The following is a 7570-nucleotide window of genomic DNA, read 5'->3' on the forward strand; positions in this document are numbered from 1 at the left end:
ACAACCTGCTCCAACTGGCGTCGCTGCTGGCCGACCCCGGGCCGGTGGAGGAGGCGGGCCGGCTGCTCGCCGCCTCCCGGCCGCTGCCCGTGCTCGGGCTGCGCGCCTCCGCCGCCCAGGCGCGCGGCTTCGCCTACTTCGCCGCCAAGGTGCACCCCGACGTACGCCTGCTCGACGAGGGCGGATCGCTGCTCGCCGACCGGATCGACGCGGCCCGTCGGGCGGGTGCGAGCGCGCTCCTGTGCTTCGCGCTGCCGCGCCACCCGGCGGAGCTGCTGGCCGCGCTCGGCCACGCCCGGGACGCCGGGCTGACCGTGGTGACGATCGCCGACGGCACGTTCGCCCCGGTGGCCGCCCACAGCGACCTGCTGCTGCCGGCGGCCGTCGGCACCGGCCTGGTCTTCGACACGGTGAGCGCCCCCATGCTCCTGGGGCAGGTCCTCCTGGAGGCGATGTGCGACGGCATGCCGGACGCCCAGGCCCGCCTGGAGGAGTTCGACGCGCGGGCCGCGGCGAGGGGCCTGTTCGTCGACTGACCTGACCTTGACCCGACCGGGCCAGCCCGATCCGGCCTGACCCGACCGGCCCGACCTGACCGGCCCGGCCGGTCGGGGCCGGCATTACCGGGCGCCGGGGAGCCTGGGCGTCCGTCGCCCGGTGTGCGGTAAGGTTCACCTGCGTCTTCTCGCGGTTCACCGCGGCGGGGCGCATCGGGACGTGGCGCAGCTTGGTAGCGCACTTGACTGGGGGTCAAGGGGTCGCAGGTTCAAATCCTGTCGTCCCGACGGAAACGTCGCAGGCAGGGGTCACCTTCGGGTGGCCCCTGCTTCGTGTTCGAGGGCCGTGGAAACCCGGCCGGTGCCATCGGCCGTGCGCCGGGGCGGCGACAGATTCCGGCGGCGCGTCGAGCCGCAGTGCCGGGTCCTTCCACCATTCCGAGCTGTCGTCGACGACGCTGATCCGGCTCATCGGGCTCATCCGGGGACGCCAACTGCCCTGCCGGACAACCGAGTTGGCGGTGCGGGCACGGCGAGCCCACTCATCGGCGGCGTCCAGCGGCGTCCAGCGGTGTCGAGTGGCGTCGAGCGACGGCCAGCGGCTTGCGATGGGTCAACGTCCGGTATTTCGGTCGTAGTTCGAGGTTTCGGTGCCGAAATCTAGGGCCGTGCCCGCAGCCCGTCAATACCTTTGCCGCAGCTGTGTGGGACCGGTGCCGCAGATGTGCCCGGCCGGTGCCGGAGACCTGGGCCGCGCGGCACCGCTCCGCAACCGTGCGCTTTCGGCGCGTTACTCAAACGTGACGTGCCTCCTGCTGTCCGCCCCCTTGACCGGCATGAATTGTTAGCGCTCACAATGACCTCCGCAATCACCGGCCGACATCCGGAGCCGACATCCGGGGCCGGCGCGGGTCCGGCACGGGAAGTTCTCGGTACACGACCGCCAAGGAGGTGCGGCATGGCACAATCCCAGCTTCGGCCGCCCACCATGGCCGATGTCGCGCGACTGGCGGGCGTGTCCCACCAGACCGTTTCCCGGGTGCTGGGGGATCACCCCAACGTGCGGGACGAGACCCGGGCCAGGGTGCTGCACGCGATCGAGGAGATGGGCTACCGCCGCAACTCCTCCGCACGCGCCCTGGTCACCCGCCGCACCCGGACCCTGGGTGTGGTCGCCTCGGACACCACGCTCTACGGTCCGGCCAGCACCCTCTTCGCACTGGAGGAGGCGGCACGCGCCGAGGGCTACCTCGTCTCCACGGTCAGTCTGCGCAAACTGACCGTCGAGAAGCTCGGCGAGGCGCTGGACCACCTCAGTGAGGGCGGGGTGGAGGGGGTCGTCGCCATCGCCCCGCAGCGGTCGGCGGTCGAGGCCCTCGCGGAACTGCGCCACCCCTTCCCGGTGGTGACCGTGGGCAGCGGACCCGGCGTGGGGATCCCCGGCGTGAACGTGGATCAGCACCTGGGTGCCCGCCTCGCCACCCGTCATCTGCTGGCCGCCGGCCACCGTACGGTCTGGCACCTCGCCGGACCCGAGGACTGGCAGGAGGCCGCCGACCGGGCGGCGGGCTGGCGTGCCACCCTCGAAGCGGCGGGCGTGGAACCGCCGTTGATCCTGCGCGGGGACTGGAGTCCGCTGTCGGGTTACCGGGCGGGCCAGGAACTGGCAGGCTGGCTGGGCCGGGGACTGACCGCGGTCTTCGTCGCCAACGACCAGATGGCGCTGGGGGTGCTGCGCGCGCTGCGGGAAGCGGGAGTGCGCACACCGCAGGACGTGGCGGTGGCGGGCTTCGACGACATCCCGGAGTCGGAGTTCTTCGCACCTCCGCTGACCACCGTCCGGCAGGACTTCGCGGCGGTCGGCAAGCGGAGCATCGCCCTGCTCCTGGACCTGATCGAGGGCAGGGAGCAGGCCGGGGCCCCGCGGATCGCCATCGAACCCCAACTGGTCGTCCGCGCCAGCACCTTCCCGTACACCTCCGACCAGGGCGCCCCACCCGTCTGAAGCCCTACCTGTATGACGCACCACCTCGTGGGCCATTTCCCTCACGCCCCTGTTTGACCGATATTTCGAACAATGATCGACAGGCTGGACATCGTGGGACCTGTCCCGGCGAGCGGCACGAGTACCAGCAGGCCCTTCCAGGCCGGCTCTTCAAAGGAGAAGAACATGCTCAGCAGAAGGAACTTCCTCACCGCGGCGGTCGGCGTGGCGGCGGCGGGCGGCCTGGCGGCCTGTGCCAAGGAGGACGACAGCTCCTCCGGCTCCGACTCCAGCAGCGGTGGCGGCAAGAAGATCACCCTCGGCTTCGCCCAGGTCGGCTCCGAGAGCGGCTGGCGCACCGCCAACACCAAGTCCGTCAAGGAAGCGGCCAAGGACGCCGGTTACACCCTGAAGTTCTCCGACGCCCAGCAGAAGCAGGAGAACCAGATCTCGGCGATCCGCAGCTACATCGCCCAGAAGGTGAACGTCATAGCCTTCTCGCCGGTGGTCGTCACGGGCTGGGACGCGGTGCTCAAGGAGGCCAAGACCGCGAAGATCCCGGTCATCCTCACCGACCGCTCCATCGAGACCTCCGACGACTCCCTGTACGTCTCCTTCATCGGATCCGACTTCATCGACGAGGGCCGCCGCGCGGCCAAGATGCTGGAGAAGGTCCTGGAGAAGGCCGGCCACAAGGGCCCGGTGAAGATCGCACAGCTGGAGGGCACCACCGGTGCCGCCCCCGCGATCGAGCGCGCCAAGGGCTTCAAAGAGATCATGGACGCCGAGCACAAGGACGACTGGAAGGTCGTCGTCAGCCAGACCGGCGACTTCACCAGGGCCGGCGGCAAGCAGGTCATGGCGGCCTTCCTGCAGTCCAACCCGGACATCAACGTGCTCTACGCGCACAACGACGACATGGCCCTCGGCGCCATCCAGTCCATCGAGGCGGCCGGCAAGAAGCCCGGCAAGGACATTCTGATCGTCTCGGTCGACGGCGTGAAGGACGGCTTCGTCGCGATGTCCGAGGGCAAGATCAACGGCATCGTCGAGTGCAACCCGCTGCTCGGCCCCCAGCTGATGGAACTCGTCAAGAAGGTCAACGACGGCGAGACGGTGGAGCGTCGGATCAAGACCAAGGAGGGCGACTTCCTCCAGGAGCAGGCGAAGGAAGCCCTTCCGACCCGCAAGTACTGACCGGCATCGCCGACCGGCACCTTCCGACCGACCGCACTACCGCCAGGGAGCCTCCGTCGAAGGGGGCTCCCTGCGGGCCTGAACATCCGGGCCTGAACGACCATCCGGGTCCGCAACGAATATCCATGAGGAGCGCTGCCATGGCAGAGCCGCTGCCCGTCCTGGAGATGACGGGCATAGTCAAAGAGTTTCCGGGGGTACGGGCTCTGTCGGGTGTCGACTTCCGGCTCTTCCCCGGCGAGATCCACGCCCTGCTCGGCGAGAACGGCGCCGGCAAGTCCACCCTCATCAAGGTGCTGACCGGGGTCTACTCCCTGGACGGCGGCACCGTCACCCTGAACGGCACGTCCGTACGGTTCCACAGCCCCTCGCAGGCCCAGCAGGCCGGGATCAGCACGGTCTACCAGGAGGTCAACCTCTGCCCCAACCTGTCGGTGGCGGAGAACATCTTCATCGGACGCGAACCCACCCGCTTCGGCCGCATCCAGTGGAAGCGGCTGCGCCGCGAGGCCGCCGAGCTGGTCGACCGGCTCGGCCTCGACATCGACGTCGAGGCCCCGCTGTCCTCGTACCCGCTGGCCGTGCAGCAACTGGTCGCGATCGTACGGTCGGTGGGCACCGGTGACAGCGACGGCTCCGGGTCGGGCACCAAGGTGCTCATCCTCGACGAGCCGACCTCCAGCCTCGACCGCGACGAGGTGCTCGAACTCTTCGCCCTGATGCGGCGGTTGAAGGGCGAGGGCGTGGCGATCCTGTTCGTCTCGCACTTCCTCGACCAGATCTACGAGGTCTGCGACCGGATGACGGTCCTGCGCAACGGCACTCTCGTGGGCGAGCACATGGTCCGCGACCTCGACCAGGTCGGCCTCGTCCAGCTGATGATCGGCAAGGCCCTGGACCAGCTGGAGGAGCTGCACGACCACCAACTCCACGCGGACGTGGGGGAGTCGCTGCTCACGGCCGACGGCGTCGGCCGGGCCGGCGGTATCGCCCCCTTCGACCTGGAGATCAAGAAGGGCGAGGTCATCGGACTCGCCGGACTGCTCGGCTCGGGCCGTACCGAACTGGCCCGGCTGCTCTTCGGCGCCGACCAGCCGGACACCGGCAAGGTGACCATCGGCGGCAAGCAGGTCTCGATGAGCGCCCCGAACGACGCCATCGCCGCGGGCGTGGCCTTCTGCTCGGAGAACCGCAAGACCGAAGGCCTCGTACCGGACCTGACCGTGCGGGAGAACATCATCCTCGCCCTGCAGGCCACCCGCGGCTGGACCCGGCCCATTCCGGTCGCCCAGCGCGACGAACTCGTCGCCAAGTACATCAAGGCCCTGGACATCCGGCCCGCCAACCCCGAGGCCAGGGTCGGCCAACTCAGTGGTGGCAACCAGCAGAAGGTACTGCTCGCCCGCTGGCTGATCACCCAGCCGAAGCTGCTGATCCTGGACGAGCCGACGCGCGGCATCGACATCGGCGCGAAGGCGGAGATCCAGAAACTGGTGGTCTCGCTCTCCGAGGAAGGCATGGCCGTGCTGTACATCGCGGCCGAGCTGGAGGAGGTCCTGCGGCTCAGCCACACCATCGGCGTACTGCGCGACCGCAAGCTCGTGGCCCAGCTGGCCAACGGGCCCGAGATCACCCCCACCCGGATCCTGGAGACCATCGCGAGCGGAGAGCACCAGTGACCACCACACCCCGATGGCGAGCGCTGACCCGCCATCATCTGTTCTGGCCGGTCGCCGTGCTGGTCATCCTGCTGCTCGTCAACGTCCCGTTCACACCGGACTTCTTCTCGATCAAGATGACGGACGGCCACCTCTACGGCAGCCTCGTGTCGATCGTGCTCTTCGGCTCGCCCCTCATCCTGGTCGCCGTCGGGATGACCCTGGTCATCGCCACCGGCGGCATCGACCTGTCCGTCGGCGCGGTGGTCGCCATCACCGGCGCCCTCACCTGCTCGTACATCAGCGACCAGGCCGACCAGGACGCGCTGTCCGGAGTACTGCTCGCGATGGGCATCGGGCTGGCGGCAGCTGTCGTCTGCGGTCTGTGGAACGGCTTCCTGGTCGCCAGGATGGGCATCCAGCCCATCATCGCCACGCTGATCATCATGGTCGCCGGCCGCGGTGTCGCCCAGCTCATCACCGACGGGCAGATCATCACCGTCAACAGCGAGCCGTACAAGCTGATCGGCGGCGGCTACTGGCTGACGCTGCCCTTCTCCATCTTCGTGGTGGCGGCCGTGGTCGCCGTCACCGTGGCCCTGACCCGCCGCACGGCGCTCGGCCTGCTCGTGGAGTCGGTCGGCGGCAACGCCGAGGCCAGCCGCCTGGTCGGTATCCGCTCCCGCCGCATCAAGATCATGGTGTACGTGTTCTGCGCGCTGTGCGCCGGGATCGCGGGCCTGATGATCAGCTCCAACACCTCGGCCGCGGACGGCAACAACGCCGGCTTGTGGATCGAGCTGGACGCGATCCTCGCCGTGGTCATCGGCGGTACGTCGCTGCTGGGCGGCCGATTCTCCATCGGCGGCACGGTCGTCGGCGCGCTCGTCATCCAGACCCTGACCACCACGATCTACACCATCGGCGTGCCCACCCAGACCAACCTGGTCTTCAAGGCCGCCGTCGTCATCATCGTCTGCCTGATGCAGTCCCCGAAGTTCCGCGCCAAGGTGTTCGGTGGCGGTCGCCTCGGCGGACGCCTCGGCGGGAAGCAGGGCGCCGGGCAGGCCGCGGCCCCGGCGGACACCGCCACGACGCCTGAGACCGTACGCAAGATGGAGGTGTCGTGATGACCACGACCACCCAGCAGCCCAAGGCGCCGGCCGCCAGTACGCCGAGCAGGGCGGCACGCGTCCTCGCCGACCGGCGCCTGCCCGTCCTGGTGACGGCCGGGCTCTTCCTCGTGATGTACGCCATCGGCCTCAGCCGGTACCAGAACTACGGGTTCGCCGAGACGCAGGTCTTCCTGAACCTGTTCATCGACAACAGCTACCTCCTGGTCGCTGCCGTCGGTGCCACCTTCGTCATCCTCTCCGGCGGCATCGACCTCTCGGTGGGCTCGGTCATCGGCTTCACCACCATGTTCACGGCCTGGCTGGTGGAGAAGCAGGGCCTGCCGCTGGTGCTCGTCATCCCCATGGCGCTGGCCGTGGGGGCCTTCGGCGGCTACCTCATGGGCTATGTGATCCACAACTTCGAGATCCAGCCGTTCATCGTGACCCTGGCGGGGCTGTTCCTCTTCCGCGGCCTGTGCCTGGTGATCAGCAAGGAGTCGATCTCCATCACCGACTCCTCGGTGAGCAGCATGGCCCAGGCGCAGGTTTCCGTGGGCGGCGGGTTCCTCTCGATCGGGGCGATCGTCTCGCTGGTGGTGCTGGCCGCGGCCTTCTACGTCCTGCACTACACGCGCTTCGGCCGACGGGTGTACGCCATCGGCGGCAACGAGCAGTCGGCGCTGCTGATGGGGCTGCCGCAGGGCGGTACGAAGATCGCGGTGTACACGATGAGCGGGTTCTGCTCCGCGCTGGCGGGGCTGTTGTTCACGCTGTACATCCAGTCGGGCGACCCACTGCACGCGACCGGTCTCGAACTGGACGCGATCGCGGCCGTCGTGATCGGCGGGACGCTGCTGACGGGCGGGTCCGGCTATGTGGTGGGCACGTTGTTCGGTGTGCTCGTGCTCGGGCTGATCAAGAGCCTGATCCAGTTCGAGGGCACGTTGAGTTCGTGGTGGACGAAGATCGCGACGGGTGTGCTGCTGTGCGCGTTCATCCTGATCCAGCGGACGATGACGGCCCGTCGTAAGACGTAGGGGGTTTTCGCCCCCGGACCCCCCGGCTTCGGCTGCGGGTCCGGTGGGGGTTGCCCGCGCAGTTCCCCGCGCCCCCAGGCAC

General features: G+C 68.9%; 6 protein-coding genes and 1 tRNA gene. All 7 read left to right on the forward strand.

The window, feature by feature from the left end:
- A partial coding sequence (locus ACFWGJ_RS39340; RefSeq protein WP_387333767.1) for a MurR/RpiR family transcriptional regulator occupies positions 1 to 536 on the forward strand: 536 nt, incomplete at its 5' end.
- Positions 537 to 711: 175 nt separating this feature from the next.
- A tRNA-Pro gene (locus ACFWGJ_RS39345) sits at positions 712 to 785 on the forward strand.
- 670 nt (positions 786 to 1455) lie between these two features.
- Positions 1456 to 2502: a LacI family DNA-binding transcriptional regulator gene (locus ACFWGJ_RS39350; RefSeq protein WP_387333768.1), complete on the forward strand. Its 1047-nt coding sequence runs from the start codon at positions 1456 to 1458 to the stop codon at positions 2500 to 2502.
- Between the two features lie 165 nt (positions 2503 to 2667).
- A complete protein-coding gene (locus tag ACFWGJ_RS39355; protein WP_387333769.1) occupies positions 2668 to 3678 on the forward strand; it encodes an ABC transporter substrate-binding protein in 1011 nt (336 codons plus the stop codon).
- 140 nt (positions 3679 to 3818) lie between these two features.
- On the forward strand, positions 3819 to 5357 hold the full coding sequence (locus tag ACFWGJ_RS39360; protein ID WP_387333770.1) for a sugar ABC transporter ATP-binding protein: 1539 nt from the start codon (positions 3819 to 3821) through the stop codon (positions 5355 to 5357).
- Positions 5354 to 6466: an ABC transporter permease gene (locus tag ACFWGJ_RS39365; RefSeq protein ID WP_387333771.1), complete on the forward strand. Its 1113-nt coding sequence runs from the start codon at positions 5354 to 5356 to the stop codon at positions 6464 to 6466. The genes ACFWGJ_RS39360 and ACFWGJ_RS39365 overlap by 4 nt, the downstream gene beginning before the upstream one ends.
- Positions 6466 to 7488, forward strand: a complete 1023-nt coding sequence (gene yjfF / locus ACFWGJ_RS39370; protein ID WP_387333772.1) for a galactofuranose ABC transporter, permease protein YjfF — start codon at positions 6466 to 6468, stop codon at positions 7486 to 7488. Before ACFWGJ_RS39365 ends, yjfF begins: the two co-directional genes overlap by 1 nt.
- Positions 7489 to 7570 lie beyond the last annotated feature (82 nt).

The organism is Streptomyces sp. NPDC060205 (genome assembly GCF_042728395.1).
Classification (GTDB): Bacteria; Actinomycetota; Actinomycetes; order Streptomycetales; family Streptomycetaceae; genus Streptomyces.